Genomic DNA, 22,355 nt, shown 5'->3' on the forward strand with positions numbered 1-22,355 from the left:
CCACACAAAAAAAGCCGGCGTGATGCCGGCTTTTTCATTGGGGGAGGGCGTTCGGCCCATCTTGAGCTTGGCCGAAAGGCTGTTCAGCCCTTCCAGCTGCGTTTGCCGTTCACCGGTTTGCGCGGTTTTCCGGCCGGGCCGCGGCGGCGGTCGTGGCGCTGTCGTGTGTTCTGCGCTTGTAGCAGCGCATCGATCTCCTCCGAGGTCGACTGCATCAGCCGCTGAGCCATCTCGCCATCCGGGAAGGTCTCCGGCATGCGATAGCCGAGCCAGGCGTAGGCAGCATAGAGCTTGCAGGTATCTTCCTGGTATTGCAGCTCGTTGCGGCCACCGCGGCCCTCCATGCGCAACAGCGGCGCGGTGCGCTGCTTGGCGCGGCACCCGGCCCAGTCCTGTAGCGCGCGCTCCAGCATCGGAATCTTGGTCGACACCGGGCACAGGCTGAAGGTGAAACGGTCGGCCAGCGTCAGCGGCAGGGTATCCAGCCAGCGCGCCTTCTCCATCTGGTCGGTCAGGTTGGCCGGCAAGAAGAATTCGTCGTGCACATTGATGTGCTTGGTGAACAGTTCCAGGAGTGGCTGCAGCTGGGTCTGGCCGGTGGCGGCCGAGATCTGCTGCAGGTAGTCGAGGTTGGGGGCGACGAAGAAGCCGGTGTTCGGCAGCGGCTCGAGCTTCTCGTGCAGCAGCGCTGCGATGGTGCGGTGGGTCTTGGCATCGAAGCCGGCCACGAAGCCCGTCTCGTGCGCGCCGAAGCGGCCGGCGCGGCCGGCGATCTGCTTGGCCAGTGCGGCGGCGATGGTGCCTTCGCTATAGCCGTCCCACTTGCTGGAGGTGGTGAAGATCACCCGGCGCGCCGGGGTGTTCAGCCCCATGCCGATCGCGTCGGTGCCGACCACGATCTTGGTTTCGCCCTCGATGAAGCGCTCGGCCTGCGCCTGGCGCACCTCGGGCGACAGGTTGCCGTAGATCGCCGATACCGCGAAGCCCTGTTCGATGGCCTGGTCGCGCCAGCTCAGCACCTCGCGGCGCGAGAAGGCGATCAGCACGTCGCCCGCCTGTAGGTTCTTCAGTGTGCCGAGCGGCTGTTTCTCCATCTGCAGCGGCGACTTGCGCTGCAGTTCGCGCACTTCCAGCGTGCCGCCGACCCGCTTCACCAGCGACTCGATTGCCTCGCGCGCCTCCAGCGCGCCGAGCAGATACACGGTGCTGGCTGGCACGCCGCACACCGCCGCGGTCCAGGCAGCGCCGCGGTCCGGGTCGTCGAGCAGTTGGATCTCGTCGATCACCGCCACCTCGATCGGCTTGTTGGGGTTGAGCATCTCCACTGTGCTGGCGACGTGGGTGGCATCCGGGTGCAGCTTGCGCTGCTCACCAGTGATCAGGCTCACCGCTACGCCAGCGTCTAGCAGGCGCTGGTAGTTCTCCAGCGCCAACAGGCGCAGCGGCGCGAGGTAGGCACCGGACTTGGCCTCGGCCAGGTGTTCCATCGCCGCGTGAGTCTTGCCCGAGTTGGTCGGGCCGAGCACCGCGATGAAGTGGCGCTGCATGCGCTGCGCTACGGTGAACGACTCGGGGTAGAGCGACAGATTGATCGCGTCACGGGTCTTTTCGGCCTGGCGCGTGGCGGCGTGGCTGCCCTGCAGCGCAGCGATCCGGTCGAGCGCCAGCGTGCAGCGGGTCTGGGCGCGTTCGTACTTGGCCTGGAAGGCGGCCAGTGCGCTGCCCGGGTCAAGCTCGTACTCGTGCGCGATGGCGACGATGTGCTCCGCGCATTGGAGCAGTTGCGCCTCCAGGCGCGCGCGTGCGGCGGTGTTCCAGCGCTCCGTCAGCAGCGCGTAGCGGGATGCTTCGTCGAGCTTGCGCCACTTGTTGGTCTTGCCGAGAAAGCCTTCATCGGGCACCAGGTGATACGGCACTACCCGCTTGCCGACCAAGATCTCGCCGTGCACCGACAGTGCATAGCTGCCGTCGGTGGTGACCAGAGTAGCCTGGTAGGCTTGCAGGTAGTCGGAGAGCGACAGGGCGTCGGGAGCGGGGGTGAGGGTGTCGGTCATGAAGCATTGGCCGAAAGTCGGCGAGGGTCAGAGTCGGTGGGATGATAGGGCAGGATGGCGTCACGCGGTAGCGGGCCGCCGGATGGTCAGTCGTTAAGGCCTGACTCGGCCGGCTCGGCGGTGCTGCGCCGACGCGGCTTGGCCAGGGCTGGGTCGATGCCGAAGTGCTCGAGCACGCACTGGGCAACTTGGTCTCGGTCATTGTCGACACAGACCATGTGGTAGCTGTTTTCCAGTACCACCAGCTTCTTGTCGCGGGTGCCGAGCTGGGCGTCGAGGAAGCGTGCCGAATGCAGGCTGGTCAGTTCGTCCTCGCGGGCGTGCACGACCAGCGTCGGGCAGTGCACGTCGGCCAGATTCTGTTTCACCCAGCCGCGCAGTCGGTCGACTTGCTGGATGCAATACAGCGGCACCCAGCGGTAGTGGAAATTGTCGTTGCGCTCGAACTTGGCCTTCACGATCGAACGCACCAGTTCGTTCTTGATGCCATAGGGTTCGGCTTCCTCGACCTTCATGCGCCGTGCCAATGCCGGCAGTCGGTACACCAGGTAACGCAGCGCGCGGTACCACGGCGTCGACCAGCCATCGATGAAAACGGGTGAGGCGAGCGCCACCAGGGTGCCGTCGCGGTGGCGCTCGCGTTTGGCCACCTCGATCGCCAGCAGCGAGCCCATGCACATGCCCATCACGTGCAGGGTGGGGTAGAGCGGGCGCAGCTCGCGGTACTTGCGCTGTACCGCGTCGAGCCAGTCCTCGGCAGTGACGTTGAGCAGGTCTTCCGGCGCGCTGCCATGGCCCGGCAGCGTCAGCGCATGGGTATCGACGCCGGCACGGCGCAGTACCTTGTGCATCAGCCCCAGGTCGTACTGGGTGCCGCCCAGGCCGTGGATCAGTAGCGCACCGACGGCGCTGCGCGGAGAGTCAGTCATCGAGCTCAGACCCGCTGCACCATAGTCAGTTCGGATTCAAGGTGAAGCAGGCCGTCCACCCGGTACACCTCGCCATCGAAGTCGACGATGGGCGCACCGGTGACCACTGCATCGCGATACTCGCCGTCAGCGCAGCGGAAGCGAAAGCGATAGCTCTGGGTCAGAATCTCGTCGCTTCCCTTGTCGTTGAACTGGGCATGGTCGATGAACGGCTGACGGTCGTCCGGATGGACGCGGGCCAGGAAATCGTCCAGCGTGGCAAGCGAGGCTGCCGACAGGCCAAGTAGTGCCTGTACCTCCCCCCCCCAGCTGATCTTGCCGCTGTGAGGGTCGAACTCATACATCAGGTGGCGGCTGGAGAGCAGTGCGCCCTCGAAGCGCACCTTCCAGGCAGCGGCGAGTTGCAGAGCCTGTTGGCGGCTGGCGTTGATCGCCGACATGGTCAGTCCCATCAGTGCGGCGGCGCCGACATAGCCTTGCACCTCGATCAGCGCCAGGCTGCGCTGCTGCGCCTCGAACACGAACGGGCCCTCCCCCTGCAGGGTGTTGACTCCTGCAACCAGTGCCAGCGTCACCAGCGCCAAGGTGGTGCCGCGCTCTTCCCATACCATCGCCACCAGCACCACGAACAGCAGCGGCAGGTAGGTGAGCTCGTAATTGGTGTCACCGAACACCCAGGTGGAGGTGGGGCCGTCGAAGGCGATCTCGGCGGTCACCAGCAGGGCGGTGAACCACAACAGGCCGATCAACAGGTTCTGCCGGTTGGGCCCGCCGATCAGACGCACCCGGAAGTTGCCCCAGGCCATCACTAGCGGGGCGCCGGTCAGACAGCCGATGCCGACGGAAATGGCCCAGGTGCTCCAACCGTAGTGGGCGGTGGGGTGGTGCAGCCACTCGAGCGCCTCATCGGTGACTAGGCCGCCGGCGATGCAGCCGACCAACACCAGGCCGATGAACCAGAACAGGCTGCGCGGTTGGGTGAGGGTGCATGCTTCACCGACCCGGTAGCGCCACAGTGCAGCGATCGCTGCCATGGTGGCGAGGTCGGCGGTAGTGAACAACAGCGCCATGCTCGGCGGACGGCTGTTGGTCAGGCTGGCGGTAGTGTGCAGCACTCCGGCGATCAGCATCCACATGGGCCATTGGCGAGCCGGCGACAGCATCAGTGCGCCGAGCAGAATGCCGGCCGACGGCCAGATCAGCGTCGACAGGTTGGCGCTGTCCTGCGCATCGATGCTGAAAAACGCCAACAGGCCGTAGATGATCGCGAACAGGAGCGGCTGAAGCCACGATGAAGCTTTCATGGTCGGTATGGGGCTAGCGGGTGAATGACACGAAGAATAGGGCAAGGCCGGGCAGCGGCAAAGCACACGGACGTTTTTGCCCTTGGCGGCTTGTACTGGCTGGATGCGATTTCGACAGTGGAAAGGAGGGCGAGTTGCCTAGTGCCGGATGGCGTCCCCACGGGGATTCGAACCCCGGTCGCCGCCGTGAAAGGGCAGTGTCCTAGGCCTCTAGACGATGGGGACTAAAGGACTTTGTACTACGAGATAGGGTGGTGGAGCTAAGCGGGATCGAACCGCTGACCTCTTGCATGCCATGCAAGCGCTCTCCCAGCTGAGCTATAGCCCCACAGTAAAACTGTGGCGTCCCCACGGGGATTCGAACCCCGGTTGCCGCCGTGAAAGGGCAGTGTCCTAGGCCTCTAGACGATAGGGACGTAACCGTTAAAAAATCTCAGGCGTTAGCCTGAGATTTCAGTATTCGGTGGTGGAGGTAAACGGGATCGAACCGATGACCTCTTGCATGCCATGCAAGCGCTCTCCCAGCTGAGCTATACCCCCACGAATCACGCGGCTGATTCGTTGAACCAGTCGAGTGGGCAGCAGTATAGGTGCCCCTTTTTGTCTTGTAAACCCCCTTGGAAAAAAATCCGAAAAAATCCTGAAACAGGGCGCTCCGGTATAATGCCCGCTTTGATTTACAGGCATTTGGCATGGCGGTCGACCATTACGAAAACTTCCCTGTGGGTTCCGTGCTGCTTCCGCGTCGCTTACGTGCGGCGGTGCATGTGATCTACCGCTTCGCGCGTACCGCCGACGACATTGCCGACGAGGGTGATGCGCCGGCCCAAACGCGTTTGGCCGAACTGGGAAAGCTGCGCGAGGAGTTGAACCGGATCGATGACGGCCAGCCGCCCCAGACGGCGATGATGCAACAGCTCGCGGCGGTGATCGCCAAGCACAACCTGCCGATCACGCCATTTCAAGATCTCTTGTCCGCGTTCTCTCAGGACGTGGTGAAGACCCGCTACGACACCTTTGGCGAGCTCGTCGACTATTGCCGCCGCTCGGCCAATCCAGTCGGCCGACTGATGCTGGCACTGTACGGCGAGACCGATGCGCGCAGCCTCGCCATGTCTGACGGCATCTGCACCGCGTTGCAGTTGATCAACTTCTGGCAGGACGTGGCGATAGATTGGCAGAAGGGGCGCGTCTATCTGCCGCAGGAGGATCTGCAACGCTTCCGCATCGCCGAGTCGCAGATTGCCGCCGGCGATGCGGGCGGCTTGTGGAGCGCGCTGATGCGCCACGAGATAGATCGCACCCGCAAGATGCTGCAGGCTGGTGCGCCGTTGGGCAAGGTGCTCAAGGGGCGGCTCGGGCTGGAGCTGCGACTGATCATCATGGGGGGCGAGCGTATCCTGAAGAAACTGCACGACAGCAACGGCGACATGTTCGGCCACCGCCCTGTGCTCACCTGGCGCGACTGGCTCTATATGCTGTGGCGGGCATTGCGCGCCAAGTAAGCATCGCTCACCCTTGCCGTAACACTTTAGTATTGCCGGCGACCTGATCGCCAAGCGACCCCAGTTCGTCGCAACCCGATTACCTGTTAAGGAGAGGCGCGTGACGCCCGACCAGTATTGCGAAGACAAGGCCGCGCAGAGCGGCTCCAGTTTCTACTACAGCTTCCGCTTCCTGAAAGAAGAACAGCGCCGCGCGATCACTGCGCTCTATGCGTTCTGTCGCGAGGTCGACGACGTGGTCGATGAGTGCCACGACCCGAATGTCGCTGCCGCAAAGCTTGAATGGTGGCGAGGCGAGGTAGACAAGCTCTATTTCGGCACGCCGGAGCACCCGGTGACCCGTGCGCTCAAGCCGCATGTCGCCGCCTTCGACCTGCCCCAAGCCTGGTTCGCCGAGATCATCGACGGCATGGCGATGGATCTGGAGTTCGCCCGTTACGAGCGCTATGCCGACCTGCAGCTCTACTGCCACCGCGTCGCCGGCGTGGTCGGTCAGTTGTCGGCGCAGATCTTCGGCTACACCGACCGCGCCACGCTGAAGTACGCCCACGAGCTCGGTATCGCTTTCCAGCTTACCAACATCATTCGCGACGTTGGCGAGGACGCGCGGCGCGGTCGTATCTATCTGCCGGTCGAGGACCTGCAACGCTTCAACGTGCCCGCCGCCGACATCCAGGCCTACAAGGAAACCGAGGCATTTGGCCAGATGATGGCGTTCCAGATCGAGCGTGCCGAACAGCACTACCGCCAAGCCTGGGAGCTGCTGCCGGCGGCCGATCGCAAGGCGCAGCGGGTCGGGCTGGCGATGGCGGCGATCTATCGGGCCACCCTCGCCGAGATCAAGCGTGACGGTGCGGCCAAGGTGCTCAACCAGCGGCTGTCGCTGACGCCGGTGCGCAAGCTTTGGCTGGCGTGGAAGACCTGGACCTTCGGTTACGTGCCGTGAAGCCGCGCGTCGCCATCGTCGGTGCCGGCTGGGCGGGCCTTGCGGCGGCAGTCACCCTGGCCGAACAGGCCGAGCTGACCGTGTTCGAAGCCGGGCGCGAGCCGGGGGGGCGGGCACGGCGGGTCGTACTCGATGATGCCTTGCTCGACAATGGCCAGCACATTCTGATCGGCGCCTATAACGAGTGTCTGGCGCTGATGCGCACCGTCGGGGTCGACCCGCGCAAGGCCTTCCTGCGCTTGCCGCTCACCTGGCAGATGGTCGGCGGCGTGCGCATGCGTTGCCCGCGCTTGCCGGCACCGTTGCATGTGGCAGTCGGTCTCCTGACTGCGCGGGGCCTGAGTCTGGCCGAAAAGCGCCGCCTGGCCGCGGCACTGGATGGCCTGAAACGAGCCAATTGGCGCGTGCAGCCCGACCGACCGGTGGCCACATGGTTGCGTGAGACGGGGCAGAACGGAGCGCTGACCGACAGTTTCTGGAAGCCGTTGGTCTTGTCGGCAATGAACACGCCGCTACACCTGGCTTCGACCGCAACGCTGGCCCGGGTGCTGGCCGACAGCCTCGGGGGACGCCGGGCCGCCAGCGACCTGTTGCTGCCGCGCATCGACCTGTCCGAACTGTTTCCGCTGCCGGCCTGGCGCTGGTTGGCCAAACGCGGTGCCACGCTCTACGAAGGGTGCCGGGTGCGCAGCATCGTGCCGGACGGTGTCGGCGTGCGCGTCGATGGTCGGCCGTTCGACGCGGTGATTGTCGCTACAGCACCGTATCACGCCGAACCGCTGCTCGAATTCGCCCCTGATGCGCAGCGCGCCATTCAGACCTTGCGATTCGAGCCGATATACACCGTATACCTGCGTTATGCACGTGCGCCTCGATTGCCATCGGTGATGACTGGCTTGGCTGGCGGCATGGCTCACTGGCTATTCGAACGGGGGGCGTTGACCGGTGAAGAGGGCTTGGTCGCCGCGGTGATTAGCGCTGCGTCGAATCTGGCCGATTGGCCACGCCAGTCGGTGATCGACAAGGTGGCGGCCGATATCGCCAAGCTCGATCCCAGCCTCGGCGCACCGCTGTGGAGCCGCATGGTTGTCGAGAAACGGGCGACGTTTGCCGCCAGTGTTGATCGACAACAGATAAAGCCCCGGTTAAACGGCATACAATATGGATATTTGGCCGGCGACTGGCTCGACCCCAGCTACCCCGCCACTTTGGAAGGGGCGGCCAAGAGCGGTTTGGCCGCGGCCCGAGCGTTAATGCAGGAATGGACACGACAACGATGAAACTCGACGATTTTTCTTCGGATTGCCTGGCCGAACGCGTGATTCTGATCAGCGGGGCCACCCAGGGGATCGGGCGGCAGATGGCGCTGGAGTTCTCCAGGCGTGGTGCCACCGTGGTTCTGCTGGCTCGTGGCGTGAAACGGCTGGAGTCGGTGTATGACGAAGTCGTGGCTCAGGGTGGCCCGGAGCCGGCGGCTATTCCGTTGGACCTCTTGAAGGCCGGCGACAACGAGTTCAACTCGCTGGCCTACCAGATCAAGCAGACGCTCGGCCGACTGGACGGCATCGTGCACTGCGCTTCGCATTTCTATGCGTTGTCGCCGCTGGTCAACCAGGGCATTGACGAGTGGATGGAGCAGTACCGCATCAACACGGTGGCGCCATTCGCTCTGACCCGGGCGTGTCTGCCATTGTTGACCGCGTCACCGGATGCGTCGGTGCTGTTTGTCGGCGAGACCCATGGTCTGAAAGCTGGCCCGTTCTGGGGGGCGTTCGGCGCGTCGAAGGCCGGTCTGACCTACCTGACCCAGGTGGCAGCTAACGAATGGGACAACTGGCCGAACCTACGCGTCAACCTACTGGTGCCGGGAGCGGTAAATTCGCCGCTTCGGATGCGCACCCATCCGGGCGAGGACCGCAGCGAGCGTGCCGAGATTGCAGAACTGGTACCGTATTTCCTCTACTGGATGAGCGCCGCCAGCCGGGGTAGGACCGGAGAAATCATCAAGCCCGAGATCGGGCCAGGACGAAGATAATGAATAAACGCGTTTATTTCTGCCTGCCGCTGGTGGTCGCGTTAGGCGGCTGCAACTGGATTGGCAGCATGACCGGCTTGTCGGCTGGCTCCAACAAGGCGCTCGGTGCCGCCTGCCGTCAGACGGGGCGTTCGCTGGAAGAGTGTTTTATGCGGAATGAGGACGCGGACAAGGCGCAGCTCTACGCTGGTTGGCGCGAAATGAACGAGTATATGGCGAAGAATCGCCTCGCCACCATGGCCCCGCCGCCGCAAGCGGCCGACAGCAAGACCGCCAACGGCACCAGTAACGGCGCGCTGGCCCCGGTCGGTGCCCGTGCGGTTGCCGCGCTCGAGCCGCAAGCGCTGACCAACGACGCGGCTGACAAGGCAGCGCAGAACGATCCGGAAGTGCGCGCGGTGCTGCAGGCAATCGGCAAGGGGGAGGCGCGGCCAGCGAATAAGCCGGGAGCCAGCAAGATGGATCCAGCAGCGCAGGCCCCGGCCGTGCCCCCGGCTACCGTCGGCGAGGCCGACCAGCGCCGCCTGCTCAACATCATCGATGAGATCAATAAGAAGCCGGGCGGGGCCAACGCCAAGGGTTGACGACCTTCCTGACCTGATCCACCGGCCAGTGCCGCGAAATGCGGCACTGGCCGTTCTTTATTGGGGGCTCACCGCGCAGCGCTTCGTTGCACTCAGGTTTGTCGGCTACACTTGGCCGCATGGCGAAAATCAAGACCCAATACAGTTGCAACGAGTGCGGTGGCGTAACACCGAAATGGCAGGGCCAGTGCCCGCATTGCGGAGCCTGGAACAGCTTGCAGGAAACGGCGGTGGCGCCGGCCTCGAGTAGCCCGCGTTTCCAGGCTTGGGCCGCCGACACGGTGGCGGTGCAGACCCTGTCCGACGTGCAGGCGGTGGAGGTGCCGCGCCAGCCGTCGGGCATCGACGAGCTCGACCGGGTTCTGGGCGGCGGCATCGTGCGTGGTGCGGTGATCCTGCTCGGCGGCGACCCGGGCATCGGCAAGTCGACCCTGCTGCTGCAGGCCCTGGCCGAACTGGGCCAGCGCCATAAGGTGCTGTACGTGTCGGGCGAGGAGTCGCCGCAGCAGATCGCGCTGCGCGCCAGCCGCCTGGCGGTGGACGCGGGCAAGGTACGGCTGCTAGCTGAAATCCGCCTGGAAACGGTGCTGGCCACGCTGAAGACCGAGGCGCCCGAGGTGGCGGTGATCGACTCGATCCAGACATTGTATTCCGACCAGGTGACCTCGGCGCCGGGTTCGGTGAGTCAGGTGCGCGAGTGCGCCGCCCAGCTCACCCGCATGGCCAAGCAGACCGGCACCACCATCCTGCTGGTCGGCCATGTGACCAAGGAAGGCTCGATCGCCGGCCCGCGCGTGCTCGAGCACATCGTCGACACGGTGCTGTATTTCGAGGGCGACTCGCACTCCAGCTACCGGATGATCCGCGCGATCAAGAACCGCTTCGGCGCCGCCAATGAGCTGGGCGTGTTTGCGATGACCGACCGCGGCCTGAAGGGGGTGTCCAATCCGTCGGCGATCTTCCTGTCCTCCTACCGCGACGACGTATCCGGATCCTGCGTGCTGGTGACGCAGGAAGGCAGCCGGCCACTGCTGGTCGAGGTGCAGGCGCTGGTCGACGACGCCCACGGCTTTCAGCCCAAGCGGCTGGCGGTGGGGCTGGAGCAGAACCGTCTGTCGCTGTTGATGGCGGTGCTGCACCGCCATGCTGGTGTGGCGGTGTTCGACCAGGACGTATTCCTCAATGCCGTGGGCGGAGTGAAGATCATGGAACCGGCCGCCGACCTGGCAGTGATCCTGGCCATGGTGTCCTCGCTGCGCAACCAGCCGCTGCCGGACAAGCTGGTGGTGTTCGGCGAGGTGGGCCTGTCGGGCGAGGTGCGCCCGGTGACGCGTGGCCAGGAGCGGTTGCGCGAGGCGGCCAAGCTCGGTTTCACCCGTGCCATCGTGCCGGCCGCCAATCGGCCACGCCAACCCATCGAGGGGCTGGAGGTGATCGCGGTCGAAAGGTTGTCCGAGGCAGTCGACTATTGCCGCTGAGCGTCTCTACTGCCATACTGATAACAATGGGCCGTCTGTCCTGCGGCCTGAGCATTTCTTCAGGCTTGCCAGAGCGAGCGCGCATGCTGACACCCGAACTGATCGAGGCCGAACGTCCCTATCTGATGCGCTATGCGCTGGCCCAGCTGCGCGACAAGGGTGCCGCCGACGAGGCGGTGCAGGAGACGCTTCTGGCGGCGCTGGAGTCGGCCACCTCGTTTTCCGGCAAGTCGAGCGTGCGTACCTGGCTGACCTCAATCCTGCGCTTCAAGCTGATCGACACGATCCGTCGCGAGAGGAAAGTGGTGCTGGTCGAGAGCTTCGAGGACGAGGCGAGCGATGATGAGTTCGCCGACCTGTTCTTCGCTCCGGACGGCCATTGGCGCGAGCCGGTCCGCGCCTGGGGGGGGCCGGAGGCAACGCTGATTGCCCGCGAGTTCTGGGACGTGTTCGAGCGCTGTTCGCAGGCGATGCCGCGCCGCACGGCGATGGCTTTCGTGCTGCGCGAGCTGCAGGGCATGGAAATCGCCGAGATCTGTAAGGCGCTGGAGATTACCGCGACCAACTGTTCAGTGATGTTGTACCGGGCCAGGATGAGCCTGCGCGAATGTTTCGAAATCAGCTGGCTGGGAGGGGCGAAGGCATGATGATCAAGTGCAAGGAGGCCAGCTGGCTGATTTCCGCCTCGCTCGATCGGCCACTCACCTTGGCCGAGCAGGTACGGCTGTCGATGCATCTGTTGATGTGCGGTAACTGCAAGAACTTCTCTCAGCAGATGGCGCAGTTGCGCGCCATTGCACGCCAGGTCGGCAACGGAGAGTAGCCATCGGTACGACTCGGCCGAGGCTGTTGCTACGGTGAAAAGCCAGCTGCAGCCAAGCAATTCCTGATGACGTAAAACGGGCCAGCGTTTCGGCTCGTTCTAAGGCGTCGGTATGACCAGGTGCGGCATGTCGGAAGGGCGCTGGCGGTCTATTGTGCCTTCCTTGAGTAAAGCGGGTTAAGAGCACCCATGTGTCCCTAATTCCCTCAGCAATCGCGCTATTTCATGCTTTTCGCAAGGGTGCAGCAAATGCCTTCTGACTGGACGAGGGCATCTAGGTGCGTCTTGTCCATTCGGTGCGTTGGCTTGCCCGGGCCGGTTCCGTCATCGCTGTGAAGCCCTCCTGTAACGAACGCCCCCCCACCTGTTGATCATCCAGATCTCGCGGCCTTGCTGTCGTTTGCCAGTCATAGTGACCGCTACGTCTGGTGTATTCTCAAATGTACTTTCCAAAAGAATTAAAAATGTTATTTGGTTAAAATGTTAATGGCATTCATAGTGGGAGGATGCTGCCTTTTTTTTAGATCAGGGGATTTGAATGCCTTCCACTCGCTTGACTCTGCGCCAGCTGTTCATTGGGCTGACATTGCTGTGCGCCTTGTTGATGATCACGTTGGGCTGGGCCGCACTGCGGTTGAAGAACGCGTCGACGGCGGTTCAGGCAGCTGAGGAGTCGCGTTATGAGAGCTATCTGTATGCTGAAGAATTACGCCGTAGCTCCGACGAACTGACCCGGTTGGTGCGTACTTACGTGGTCACCGGCGATCCGCGTTTCGAGCAGGCCTACCGCGACGTGATCTCGATCCGCAACGGTACCAAGCCGCGCCCGCAAGGGTATCAGCGTATCTACTGGGACTTCGTGCTGGCGAATGAGGCGTCGCTACAGCCTGACGGCGAGAAGGTGCCGCTACGCACATTGATGCAGCGCGCCGGTTTCACCGCCGCCGAATTTGCCAAGCTCGACGAGGCGCAACATCGCTCTGACCAGCTGGTCGGTAAGGAGGAAAGGGCAATAAAGCTGGTCCAGCAGCGCCTTGTCTCAGGGCAGCCTCCAGGCCACGAGGACGAGGAGGCCAGGGCGCTGATTCACGATGCTGACTATCACAAGCAGAAGGCCGAGATTATGCGTCCTATCGACGACTTCTTCGGCTTGCTGATGCAGCGTACTGGCCAGGCAGTCGATCAGGCCAAAGCGGAAGAGCGTTTCTGGATCGAGGTGGTGCTGTCGCTGGTGGTCGCGACGCTGGTGGTGATCGCCGCCAGTCTGTTGTTTTCCTACTGCTACTTGTCGCGCATTCTTGGCGGCGAACCGGTAAGGGTCGCGGCGGAGTTGGGAGAGATTGCCGATGGTAAGCTGACCAGTCGCATCGGCCATGTCAGCCCTGACAGCGTGCTCGGCATTCTCGACCATATGCGTCAACAGCTCTCGGGAATGATTCGTGGCATCCGTGACGGCAGTCAGAGCATCAAGGAAAGTGGCGGAGAGTTGAAAGACTATTCGGCTAGTGTCAGCGCCGACAGTCAGCGTCAAACTGAATCCGCCACCCAGATTGCTGCAGCCGTGGAGGAGCTGGCGGTCAGCATCTCGCAAATGGCCAGTGCCGCAGAAAACGTCGAGGCGTTGACTCAGGGGGCGGAGCAGTCGGTGCAGGAAGGGGCCGAGCAGGTAGGCAGGGTGGCGGAAAAAATTCATGCCTTGCGCGACAGCGTGACCGGCTCGGCCGAGGCGATCCGCGAGTTGGGCGTCCAATCGCAAAAGATTTCATCCATCGTCAATGTGATCCGCGATATCGCCGACCAAACCAACCTGTTGGCGCTGAATGCCGCGATTGAGGCGGCGCGCGCCGGTGAAAACGGTCGTGGCTTCGCGGTGGTGGCTGACGAGGTGCGCAAGCTGGCTGAACGTACTGCCGTGTCGACCCAGGAAATTAACTCAATGGTCCTGGCTATCCAACGGGGCGTGGAGATGTCGGAGGGTAATATGCAGTACGCGGTGACCGAGGTTGAGCAAGGCGCTCAGTTGTCCGACGAGGTTCAGCAGCGTTTGCAAGTGATCAAGCAGCGCAGTGCCGAAGTGCTGCTCGTGGTGCGGGACATCTCTGGGGCGCTGGCCGAACAGCGTGCCGCCGGCAACGAGATAGCCCTCAACGTCGAGCGCATTGTAGAGCTGTCGGCGCAAAACAACCGCGATGTGCAGTCGATTCATCACAACGCCGGCGAACTCGACGAAGTCGCCGGGCAACTGCAGGCCTCGGTGGCGCGATTCCAGCTAGCCTAGGGGGCGTGCAAGCTTCTGGTCGCAGCATGGTCTAAACAAGGCACTCTGATGGTGCAGGCAATAAACAACCGGCCTAACGGCCGGTTGTTTATTTGGGTTCGCTTAACGGTGCTTACGCCGCGAGGTGGGGGCGGCGACCACGGCCGCTTTTGGGCTCTGCTGCGGACAGTGTGCACAGTGGCCGCCTTGCGCATCAATGCCTGCGCAGGAAAGAGACTGCTTCAGCGAGCATACCGAGCGGCGGCAGGCAATGAAGCGGACGTTCTCCTCCGATGCCAGTTCGCGGAAGTGGCGCATTACATTGTGGCCTAGGAAGTCGGTGAACAGAATCAGCAGGTCGGTACCGGCCGGCAGCCGGTCGATCTTGCGCTGATGCGAGCTGTTGCGGCCGGTGATATGGCGGTGAATGGAAATCCCGAGGCTTTTCAGCACATCGGGAATGTTGCCGAGGGTGTCGGCGCCTACCAGCATGGCGTTCATCGGGGCTCCTTGGGCGAGTGTGACATTTAATGATAATGCTAATTATTATCATTTATTGAGTCAATAGTCGGCACCTCTTGGCTCAAGGGCTACCGTTGCGAAAACACCAATGCCGGTCCCGACAGGCTGCTGTGAGGCGGAGAAGAAAGTGCTGAGTCGGCCGAGCCGACGGCACGGTCAGCGCGAAGAGTCGCTGCCAAAAGCCTGAGAGGCGCTTGGAGTCAGGGAGTTGTCACGGGCTGCCATGGTTTACGATAAGGGCGGTACAAATGCCGGGTGAGGTTGGCGAACGACTCAAAACTCCTTACTGGAGCGCCAGATCGACCACATGATCCAGATGCTGTTGAAAAACGCCACCATGAAGCCGAGAAAGCCGAAGAAGGGTAGTCCAAAGAGCTTAGGCCCGGCGTTTACCGTCATCACGATCGCTGAACCGATGATCAGGCAGCCGGTGACGATGCCCATCGTCAAGCGATTGGCACTCTTGTCGAGCTGGCGGCCGAAGTTGTCCAGCCGCTTCAGATCGAGGTTGACGCGGAACTTGCCGTGGCGAATATCCTTGCCGATGCGGATCAGGTCGCGCGGCAACCCTGCCAGTATGCCGATGGCTTCGCTTAGCGTGTGCTTGCCGCGCTTGAGCAGTGAAGCGGGGTGGAAACGCTCCATCATCAGCTCGCGCACGAACGGGGTGATGTGCTCGATCAGCTGAAAGTCTGGGTCGAGCTGGCGGCCGAGCCCTTCGAGGGTAATTAGTGCCTTGAACAGCAGTGTCAGCTCCGGTGGCAGCAAGATCGAGTGTTCGCGTATCAACCCCATGATGTCGTTAATCAACTGGGTGATATTGATGTTCTTAAGCGGTACATGGTCGTATGTAAACATCAGCTCGCCGATGTCATAGGCGAACTTGTGTTCGTCGACCGGGTGGCTACCGGTCCATTCGATCAAGACGTCGAGGACCGCCCGTTCGTCACGTTCGGCCAGCGCTGCTAACAGATCAATAATCTCATCGCGGCGGGCGTGGCTGAGCCGGCCGACCATACCGAAGTCCACCAAACCGACCCGCTCTCCTTCGAGAAAGAACACATTGCCCGGATGTGGGTCGGCGTGGAAGAAGCCATTAATCAGAATCATTCGCAGCACTGCGTCAGCACCGTGTCTCGCCAGCACTCGTGGGTCCAGCCCGCTGCCGGCTAGCAAGTCGATCCGGGTGGCCGGAATGCCGTCGACGAAGCTTTGTACATTGACCTGTGGATTGGTGTACTGCCAGTAGATGCGCGGTACATGGATGATCGGGTCGTCGGCAAAGTCTCGGCCGAAGCGTTCCATATTGCGAGCCTCGACCGCCAGGTCGAGTTCACGCCTTAGCGATCGGGTGAACTGCTTGACGATCTCGATCGGTTGGTAACGTCGAGTCTCCGGAAACTCCGTTTCGATTAGATGCGCAATGTACGACAGAATGCGTAAATCGGCTTCGACCTTGTCGACGATACCTGGGCGGCGCAATTTCACTGCTACCTCGCTGCCATCGGGCAGTCGGGCTCGATGTACCTGAGCAATCGATGCGGCCCCTATTGGGGTAGGGTCGAATTCGGCAAACAGGGTGGCCGGTGGGGCTCCAAGTGCCTTGGTGACCAGCGCCTCGAGTGCTTCGGGCGGAACTGGTGGTACATGAGCCTGCAGTTTCTCGAATTCGGCAATCCAATCCGGCGAGAATACGTCGACACGGGTCGACAGGATCTGGCCGAGCTTGATGAAGGTCGGGCCGAGCTCCTCAAACGCCAGTCTGACCCGCACCGGCGTCGGCTGGCCTGCACCCGATTCGGGCAGTGAAAGGTTCAGCCATTCTCCGGCTTTTTCCACCGCACGCGGTAATTTCAGCCGCTGTGTGAACTCCCCCAGCCCATGGCGGATCAGAATGCCACTAATTTCCTTCAGACGAGGTAAGTCGCGCATGGCGACAAGTGTTTCTCTGAGCATGTTTTACCCGCTAGGAGGCCGGCTTTACACTGCCGGTCGCGTTGGTTAGAGTGCAGTCTATGAAATTGCAACTACGGTTACTAGCTCTGGTGTTGGTCGCGTTCATGTCAAGCGCGTACGCGGCGCCGGAGAAAGCGTCTGCCGAGGGACGTGCAGCGGTCGAGGCCTCGGACGACCCCATCGGAAAATTCGCTTCCAATCCAAATAAAAGCTCGGCCAGCGAGGAAGTTGCTGGCGACCTCATCCTGCAAGCCATGAGTTTGCTGGGGGTAGCTTACCGCTTTGGTGGTACTTCGCCGACCTCTGGGCTCGATTGCAGTGGCTTCATCCAGTACATCTTCAAGAAATCGCTGCGCGTCAGTCTGCCGCGTACTGCCGCCGAAATGGCGCATACCGGCAGGGGTGTCGACCGGAGTGAACTGGCGCCGGGCGATTTGGTCTTCTTCAATACCCGTGGCTTTGCCAACTCGCATGTCGGCATGTACATGGGCAACAATAAGTTCATCCATGCGCCACGGACTGGCAAGAGCGTGGAAGTGGTGAGCATGAGTAGTGCGTACTGGGCCGCACGCTATAACGGTGCGCGGCGGGTATCGAGAGGCGGGGCGAATGTTGCCGACTACACCGACAAGGGCGGCAGCGACGAGTCGAGCGTTCGTTCTAGCCGGCCGGTGGCTGCGAAGAAAGCAGATGTCGCAGAGCCTGCAACTGCCGTGAAGTGCCGCAGGGGCAAGCATTGCAAGGCTGTGCCTGAAGCCGAGCCTAAGGGGAAGGGTAAGAAGGGCAAGGCGGCTGAGGTAGAGAAGGGCAGTAAGGGCCGCGCGGGCAAGGGTAAGAAGGAGGCGACCAAGTCGAGTGCGGGCAGGTCGTCAAAAGCCGGCAAGTCGTCCGAAAAGCAGCCGATCAAGAAAAAGCACAAGAAGAAAGCCGCATCCTGAAGCAGGCGGCCCGACAATATGAACAGGATGCCCGCCACGGCGGGCATCGCTTTTTTCCTTTACTGCGCTGTGGTTGATTGAATATGCAATTAGAATTCCCTGTGTGGCACGACAGCGAAGGCAATGTGCTCGCCTGTGTCGAGAAGATCAAGGTGATGCGCGAGAACCTGGAGGAACTCCAGCAGATGGCGCAAGACGCGTTCGAGGATGCGTTGCTGATGGGCTGCGACGAGCAGCAGATCCGCGATTTTCTGGTGACGATGATGCGTCAACTGGACAACCCCTACCAGAGCTAAGCCGGATATATGAAAACCTCGTTTGAAGTCCTGATCGGCCTGCGTTACTTGCGTGCTCGCCGGCGCAATGGCTTCATCTCTTTCATTTCGCTGATTTCGATTGTCGGCATCTGTCTGGGGGTAGCCGCCCTGATCATCGTGCTGTCGGTGATGAACGGCTTCCAGAAGGAGATCCGTGGTCGCATCCTCGGTGTTGCCTCGCATGTCGAGATCAGCAGTTACGATGGCCGGCTGAGCAACTGGCCGGCTATCGCCAGCATTGCCGCCAAACAACCTCATGTGAAGGAGACCGCGCCGTTCGTGTCGGCGCAGGGGCTGATGTCGTACGGGGGGAATGTCCGCGGCGTGATGGTACGCGGTGTCGACCCTACGCAGGAAAACAGGGTCGTCGAGATTGGCCACGACATGGTGGCCGGCAAGCTGTCGGGTCTGAAACCGGGCGGCTTCGGCATTTTGCTCGGCGTTGAGCTGGCGCGTCAGCTTGGCGTCAATGTCGGCGACAAGGTCACGTTGATTACCCCGCAGGGCAATATCACCCCGGCCGGGATGATGCCGCGTCTGAAGCAGTTTACGGTGGTCGGCGTATTCAAGGTCGACATGTACGAGTACGACGCGACCCTGGCGATGATCGATCTGCATGACGCGCAAGTGTTGTTCCGGATGGGCGATAAGGTGTCGGGCGTGCGCCTCAAGCTCGACGATGCGATGCAGGCGCCGCTGGTGAAGGAGCAAGTAGCCAGCCAACTGCCGCAGGACACACTGACCACCGACTGGACCGATACCAACGCCAACTACTTCCGTGCGGTGCAGGTCGAAAAGCGCATGATGTTTATCATCCTGACCTTGATCGTGGCCGTCGCGACGTTCAACCTGGTTTCGACGCTAGTGATGGTGGTAACCGACAAGCAAGCCGACATCGCCATTCTACGCACCCTGGGAGCCAGCCCTGCCAGCATCATGAAGATCTTCGTGATCCAGGGCTCGGTAGCTGGGGTGGCCGGCACGTTGGCTGGGGTCGGTTTCGGCCTGCTGATCGCTAGCAACCTCAACGTGATCGTGCCGGTGATCGAGAAGATCGTTGGTACCAAGCTGATTCCGAGCCAGGTCTACCTGATCGACTACCTGCCATCCGACATCCAGTCGGGCGACGTGACCGCCATCACGTTGATTTCCCTGGTGCTGGCGCTGCTTGCCACGCTTTATCCGAGCTGGCGTGCCGCCCGCACTCAACCGGCTGAGGCGCTGCGTTATGAGTAATCCGGTATTGAGCTGCCGTAGCCTGTCCAAGGTCTACGATGAAGGTAATTTGAATGTGTCGGTACTTAAGGGTATCGATTTCTCGATTGCGGCAGGCGAGCGTGTCGCGGTGGTTGGCGCTTCCGGTTCGGGCAAGAGCACCTTGCTGCACCTGCTCGGGGGCCTGGATGTCGCCAGCGGCGGCGAGGTGACGGTGCTGGGCGAAACGCTGTCCGCGCTGTCGGAGCGTGCCCGCGGCGCGCTGCGCAACAGGGCTCTCGGCTTCGTCTACCAGTTCCATCACCTGCTGCCGGAGTTTTCCGCACTAGAAAACGTGATGATGCCGCTGCTGATTCGCCGTGCCGACCCCAAGTTGGCCGAGCGCCAGGCCTCCGAGATGTTGGGAAGGGTGGGACTGGGCAATCGGCTGGCGCACAAACCGGGCGAATTGTCCGGCGGCGAGCGCCAGCGCGCGGCTATTGCCCGGGCGCTGGTGACGCACCCGGCCTGCCTGCTCGCCGACGAGCCCACCGGCAACCTAGACCGCGGCAATGCCAACGCCGTGTTCGACCTGATGCTGGAATTGAACGAGAGTCTTGGCACGAGCCTCGTGATTGTCACCCATGATCCGGACATCGCCGAAAGGGTCGGCCGGGTCTATCACATGAAGGATGGTCTGCTGGTATAAGCCCTCGGCAATGATGGGGGCTGCAGACATAGGACGCGTATGCTGATTTATCACCGTGACACCCTGACGCTGAATATCCTGTTGGGAGCGCTAGAGACCAAAGCAGGCTTGGTTGAGCTGGCCATCGGCCTGTTCTGCGTGTTTGTCGGTTGGCACGTTGCGCGTTACGTCTATCGCCGCTGGTTCGCGACCCACCCAGGTCGTTTCGATCTGTTTTTGCCCTATCTGTTGTTCCGGCTGGTATTGCCGATGTCCTCGCAGGTACTGGTGATCTTGTCTACGGTCGTCTGGGTCCTGCTGTTGGGGCGGTCTGGCATTGTGTTGCCGATCATGTCGGCAATGCTGTTCTGGTTTGGTGCAATCCGGGTGCTGACCGCGGTGGTGCGTCAGGTGTTGCCTCAGGGCAAGCTGGAGCGCCATTCCGAACACGTGCTGGCAACGACGCTGTGGATCGGCTTCATCAGCTGGGCAATCGGATTCGACCATTTCGTACTGGATTGGTTGGACTCGGTGGCCTTCACCGTCGGCAAGACCCGGTTGAGCCTGCTGACAATGATCTCCACGCTGATGTGGGTGTCGGTGATCATGATCTGCTCCTTGTGGGTATCGAAGTTGGCCGAAGCCCGGGTGATGAAGCTGCAGCAGGTCGACCTCAATCTACGCATCGTCATCACCAAGCTGCTGCGCACCGTGCTGGTGGTGGTGGGGGTGTTGGTGGCATTGCCGGTGCTTGGTGTTGACCTATCCGTGCTATCGGTATTCGGTGGGGCTTTGGGCGTCGGCCTGGGTTTCGGTTTACAGAAAATCGCCAGCAACTATGTGTCGGGCTTCATTATCTTGCTCGATCGCTCGATCCGGGTCGGCGACCGACTGATGGTGGATAATCGTGTTGGCTACGTCAGTAAGCTGACTTCGCGTTATGTGGTGTTGAAGGGGTTGGATGGCTCTGAAGCGCTGGTGCCGAACGACACGCTGATTTCCAATACGGTGCTCAACCAGTCGTATTCGGACAAGGCGATGTGGGCCAGCATATCGATTCAGGTGGGGTACAGCACCGATCTGGATGTGGCTCTCGGTATTTTGGCGGAAGCGGCCAAGGCGCATCCGCGAGTGATGAAGAACCCTGGGCCTGGGGCGTATGTGACGGCTTTTGCCGAGTCCGGCATCAGTCTCGATCTTGGCTTCTGGGTTGCCGATCCCGAAAATGGTTTCATGGGTTTGAAGTCGGATCTGTATCTGGCGATTTGGCGTCGTTTCAAGCAAGAGGGGATTGAGATTCCGTTCCCTCAACGCGAGGTACGGATACTGGCTGATGGTTTGCAACCCGACCCTTCCATGGTAGCGTCGGCGATTGCTTTGCAAGCGGCGGCGGCGGCCTCCCGTGAGGTGAGAACATGAAGCCACTTAAGCAACCTGTATCGGTACTGGTGGTGATCTACACCGCTGATCTGCGGGTCTTGCTGATCGAACGCGCCGACAAGCCGGGTTATTGGCAGTCGGTGACCGGAAGCAGGGAAGGTGAAGAAAGCCTGGCGGCTACCGCCGGCCGTGAAGTGTTGGAGGAAACCGGTCTTGATGTCGCCTGCTATGCCTTGAGCGACTGGCAGCAGCAGAACCACTATGAAATCTACGAGCACTGGCGGCATCGTTACCCACCTGGAACGACACACAATACGGAGCATGTGTTCGGCCTGATGCTGCCGGCGCCTTTGCCGGTGGTGCTCGCCCCTGACGAGCACCTTGCCTCATGCTGGCTGCCGTGGGAGGAGGCGGCGGCTAAGGTGTTTTCCCCCTCTAACGCCGAGGCGATCCGGCAACTGCCGGACCGTGTAGCCGCATGCGTCCGCTGAATATCACAACGTTCAATATGCACAAGGGCATGTCGCCGTTGAATCGGCGCTTGCAATTGCCGAACATTGCCTCAGGGCTCGCGAACTTGTCGTCCGACGTGCTGTTTCTTCAGGAAGTCCAAGGGCGTCATGCGCTTCGCGAAATGAGGGTCGGTAACTGGCCGAGCGAAGCCCAGCACCACTATCTCGCCCGGTTGTTATCATACAAGGCTGCCTATGGCCTGAATGCTTCTTATGATCATGGCCACCATGGCAATGCCATTTTGTCGCGGTTCCCGCTACGAAATCATGGCAATCTCGATATCTCAGTCAACCGACTTGAACAGCGCGGCTTGCTGCATTGCGACCTACAGTTGGCTGGCTGGCCAATCCGTGTCGCCGCGTTGTGCATTCACTTGAACCTGCTGGCTCATGATCGGCGCAAGCAGCTGTCGCGCCTGCGTCATTACATCGACAATGCGATTCCAGCCGATACTGCCCTGATCATCGCCGGGGACTTCAACGACTGGCGAGGAGAAGCGAGTGCTATTCTGGCTGGCGAGCTTGGCCTGACCGAAGTGTTCGAAACCATTTACGGGCGGCATGCAAAGAGCTTCCCTGCTCGTTTACCGATGCTGTCGCTTGATCGTATCTATGTGCGCGGCCTGAAGCCGGTCAGCGCCGAGGTGCATCATGGACAGCCATGGTCGACGCTGTCTGATCATCTCCCCTTGTCGGCTCGTCTGCTGCCGCTTGAAGCAAGTTGATACGCCCCATTTTCTTGAAGATCTGGCGGAATGACAGGCCCGCTTGATTAATGGCCATAATCCATCAAAAGTAAAGCTGAAAGCATTGCTCCGTGTTGATGGGTATCTCTGTCATCCCTAGTCATTTTCCCCGAAATTTCAAGCCAGTAACGCTAGTTTGATCTCCTTGATTTTGCTGCTGGCATGAACCATGCTGCTGTTAGGTCAG

Annotated in this window: 21 protein-coding genes and 4 tRNA genes; 16 read left to right on the top strand and 9 right to left on the bottom strand. The window is 61.5% G+C overall.

Annotation, left to right across the window (positions count from 1 at the left end; all coding sequences use genetic code 11):
- Positions 1-83 precede the first annotated feature (83 nt).
- From QU481_RS14850 to QU481_RS14880, 7 genes are all read right to left on the bottom strand, one after another.
- A complete protein-coding gene (locus QU481_RS14850) occupies positions 84-2,054 on the bottom strand; it encodes a helicase-related protein (protein ID WP_289830823.1) in 1,971 nt (656 codons plus the stop codon).
- An 86-nt stretch (positions 2,055-2,140) separates the two neighbouring features.
- Positions 2,141-2,983 (bottom strand): alpha/beta hydrolase, encoded by an 843-nt coding sequence (locus tag QU481_RS14855; RefSeq protein ID WP_289830824.1) that lies wholly within the window; start codon positions 2,981-2,983, stop codon positions 2,141-2,143.
- A gap of 5 nt (positions 2,984-2,988) precedes the next feature.
- Positions 2,989-4,287, bottom strand: coding sequence for an MASE1 domain-containing protein (locus tag QU481_RS14860; RefSeq protein WP_289830825.1), 1,299 nt, complete (start codon positions 4,285-4,287; stop codon positions 2,989-2,991).
- Between the two features lie 149 nt (positions 4,288-4,436).
- Positions 4,437-4,512 (bottom strand) — tRNA-Glu (locus QU481_RS14865).
- 27 nt (positions 4,513-4,539) lie between these two features.
- Positions 4,540-4,615 (bottom strand) — tRNA-Ala (locus QU481_RS14870).
- A gap of 12 nt (positions 4,616-4,627) precedes the next feature.
- Positions 4,628-4,703, bottom strand: a tRNA-Glu gene (locus QU481_RS14875).
- Positions 4,704-4,751: 48 nt separating this feature from the next.
- Positions 4,752-4,827, bottom strand: a tRNA-Ala gene (locus QU481_RS14880).
- A 152-nt stretch (positions 4,828-4,979) separates the two neighbouring features.
- Between QU481_RS14880 and hpnC the strand changes: the two genes are divergently transcribed.
- The 9 genes from hpnC to QU481_RS14925 all read left to right on the top strand — a co-directional run bounded on the left by hpnC (position 4,980) and on the right by QU481_RS14925 (position 13,936).
- Positions 4,980-5,792: a squalene synthase HpnC gene (hpnC, locus tag QU481_RS14885; RefSeq protein WP_289830827.1), complete on the top strand. Its 813-nt coding sequence runs from the start codon at positions 4,980-4,982 to the stop codon at positions 5,790-5,792.
- A 100-nt stretch (positions 5,793-5,892) separates the two neighbouring features.
- Positions 5,893-6,738, top strand: a complete 846-nt coding sequence (hpnD, locus tag QU481_RS14890; RefSeq protein WP_289830828.1) for a presqualene diphosphate synthase HpnD — start codon at positions 5,893-5,895, stop codon at positions 6,736-6,738.
- Positions 6,705-8,018, top strand: coding sequence for a hydroxysqualene dehydroxylase HpnE (hpnE, locus tag QU481_RS14895; protein WP_289830829.1), 1,314 nt, complete (start codon positions 6,705-6,707; stop codon positions 8,016-8,018). Before hpnD ends, hpnE begins: the two co-directional genes overlap by 34 nt.
- Entirely contained in the window at positions 8,015-8,773 is a 759-nt protein-coding gene (locus QU481_RS14900; protein ID WP_289830830.1) for an SDR family oxidoreductase, read from the top strand. The genes hpnE and QU481_RS14900 overlap by 4 nt, the downstream gene beginning before the upstream one ends.
- A complete protein-coding gene (locus QU481_RS14905; RefSeq protein WP_289830833.1) occupies positions 8,773-9,357 on the top strand; it encodes a type 2 periplasmic-binding domain-containing protein in 585 nt (194 codons plus the stop codon). Before QU481_RS14900 ends, QU481_RS14905 begins: the two co-directional genes overlap by 1 nt.
- Positions 9,358-9,476: 119 nt before the next feature.
- Positions 9,477-10,835, top strand: coding sequence for a DNA repair protein RadA (gene radA / locus QU481_RS14910; protein WP_289830835.1), 1,359 nt, complete (start codon positions 9,477-9,479; stop codon positions 10,833-10,835).
- An 83-nt stretch (positions 10,836-10,918) separates the two neighbouring features.
- On the top strand, positions 10,919-11,482 hold the full coding sequence (locus tag QU481_RS14915) for a sigma-70 family RNA polymerase sigma factor (protein ID WP_289830836.1): 564 nt from the start codon (positions 10,919-10,921) through the stop codon (positions 11,480-11,482).
- Entirely contained in the window at positions 11,479-11,658 is a 180-nt protein-coding gene (locus QU481_RS14920) for a zf-HC2 domain-containing protein (protein WP_289830837.1), read from the top strand. The genes QU481_RS14915 and QU481_RS14920 overlap by 4 nt, the downstream gene beginning before the upstream one ends.
- Positions 11,659-12,196: 538 nt before the next feature.
- The gene (locus QU481_RS14925) at positions 12,197-13,936 is read left to right on the top strand and encodes a methyl-accepting chemotaxis protein (RefSeq protein WP_289830838.1); all 1,740 of its coding nucleotides are present in this window, start codon (positions 12,197-12,199) and stop codon (positions 13,934-13,936) included.
- Between the two features lie 102 nt (positions 13,937-14,038).
- Here the strand turns inward: QU481_RS14925 and QU481_RS14930 are convergent, their stop codons facing one another.
- On the bottom strand, positions 14,039-14,416 hold the full coding sequence (locus QU481_RS14930; RefSeq protein WP_289830839.1) for a DUF2325 domain-containing protein: 378 nt from the start codon (positions 14,414-14,416) through the stop codon (positions 14,039-14,041).
- Between the two features lie 294 nt (positions 14,417-14,710).
- Positions 14,711-16,393, bottom strand: coding sequence for an ABC1 kinase family protein (locus QU481_RS14935; RefSeq protein ID WP_289830841.1), 1,683 nt, complete (start codon positions 16,391-16,393; stop codon positions 14,711-14,713).
- Positions 16,394-16,452: 59 nt separating this feature from the next.
- On the opposite strand from QU481_RS14935, the gene QU481_RS14940 reads away from it, so the two are divergent.
- The 7 genes from QU481_RS14940 (at position 16,453) to QU481_RS14970 (ending at position 22,147) form a co-directional block, all read left to right on the top strand.
- On the top strand, positions 16,453-17,331 hold the full coding sequence (locus tag QU481_RS14940) for a C40 family peptidase (RefSeq protein ID WP_289830842.1): 879 nt from the start codon (positions 16,453-16,455) through the stop codon (positions 17,329-17,331).
- 83 nt (positions 17,332-17,414) lie between these two features.
- Positions 17,415-17,627, top strand: a complete 213-nt coding sequence (locus tag QU481_RS14945; protein WP_289830843.1) for a hypothetical protein — start codon at positions 17,415-17,417, stop codon at positions 17,625-17,627.
- A gap of 9 nt (positions 17,628-17,636) precedes the next feature.
- A complete protein-coding gene (locus tag QU481_RS14950) occupies positions 17,637-18,884 on the top strand; it encodes a lipoprotein-releasing ABC transporter permease subunit (protein ID WP_289830844.1) in 1,248 nt (415 codons plus the stop codon).
- A complete protein-coding gene (gene lolD / locus QU481_RS14955; RefSeq protein ID WP_289830846.1) occupies positions 18,877-19,551 on the top strand; it encodes a lipoprotein-releasing ABC transporter ATP-binding protein LolD in 675 nt (224 codons plus the stop codon). The genes QU481_RS14950 and lolD overlap by 8 nt, the downstream gene beginning before the upstream one ends.
- 39 nt (positions 19,552-19,590) lie before the next feature.
- Positions 19,591-20,949 carry a mechanosensitive ion channel family protein gene (locus tag QU481_RS14960; RefSeq protein ID WP_289830847.1) on the top strand — a complete coding sequence of 453 codons (1,359 nt, stop codon included), beginning with the start codon at positions 19,591-19,593 and terminating at the stop codon, positions 20,947-20,949.
- A complete protein-coding gene (nudB, locus tag QU481_RS14965; protein WP_289830849.1) occupies positions 20,946-21,401 on the top strand; it encodes a dihydroneopterin triphosphate diphosphatase in 456 nt (151 codons plus the stop codon). The genes QU481_RS14960 and nudB overlap by 4 nt, the downstream gene beginning before the upstream one ends.
- Entirely contained in the window at positions 21,389-22,147 is a 759-nt protein-coding gene (locus QU481_RS14970; RefSeq protein WP_289830850.1) for an endonuclease/exonuclease/phosphatase family protein, read from the top strand. Before nudB ends, QU481_RS14970 begins: the two co-directional genes overlap by 13 nt.
- The last annotated feature ends 208 nt before the right edge of the window (positions 22,148-22,355 follow it).

The organism is Crenobacter oryzisoli (assembly GCF_030385785.1).
GTDB lineage: Bacteria > Pseudomonadota > Gammaproteobacteria > Burkholderiales > Chromobacteriaceae > Crenobacter_A > Crenobacter_A oryzisoli.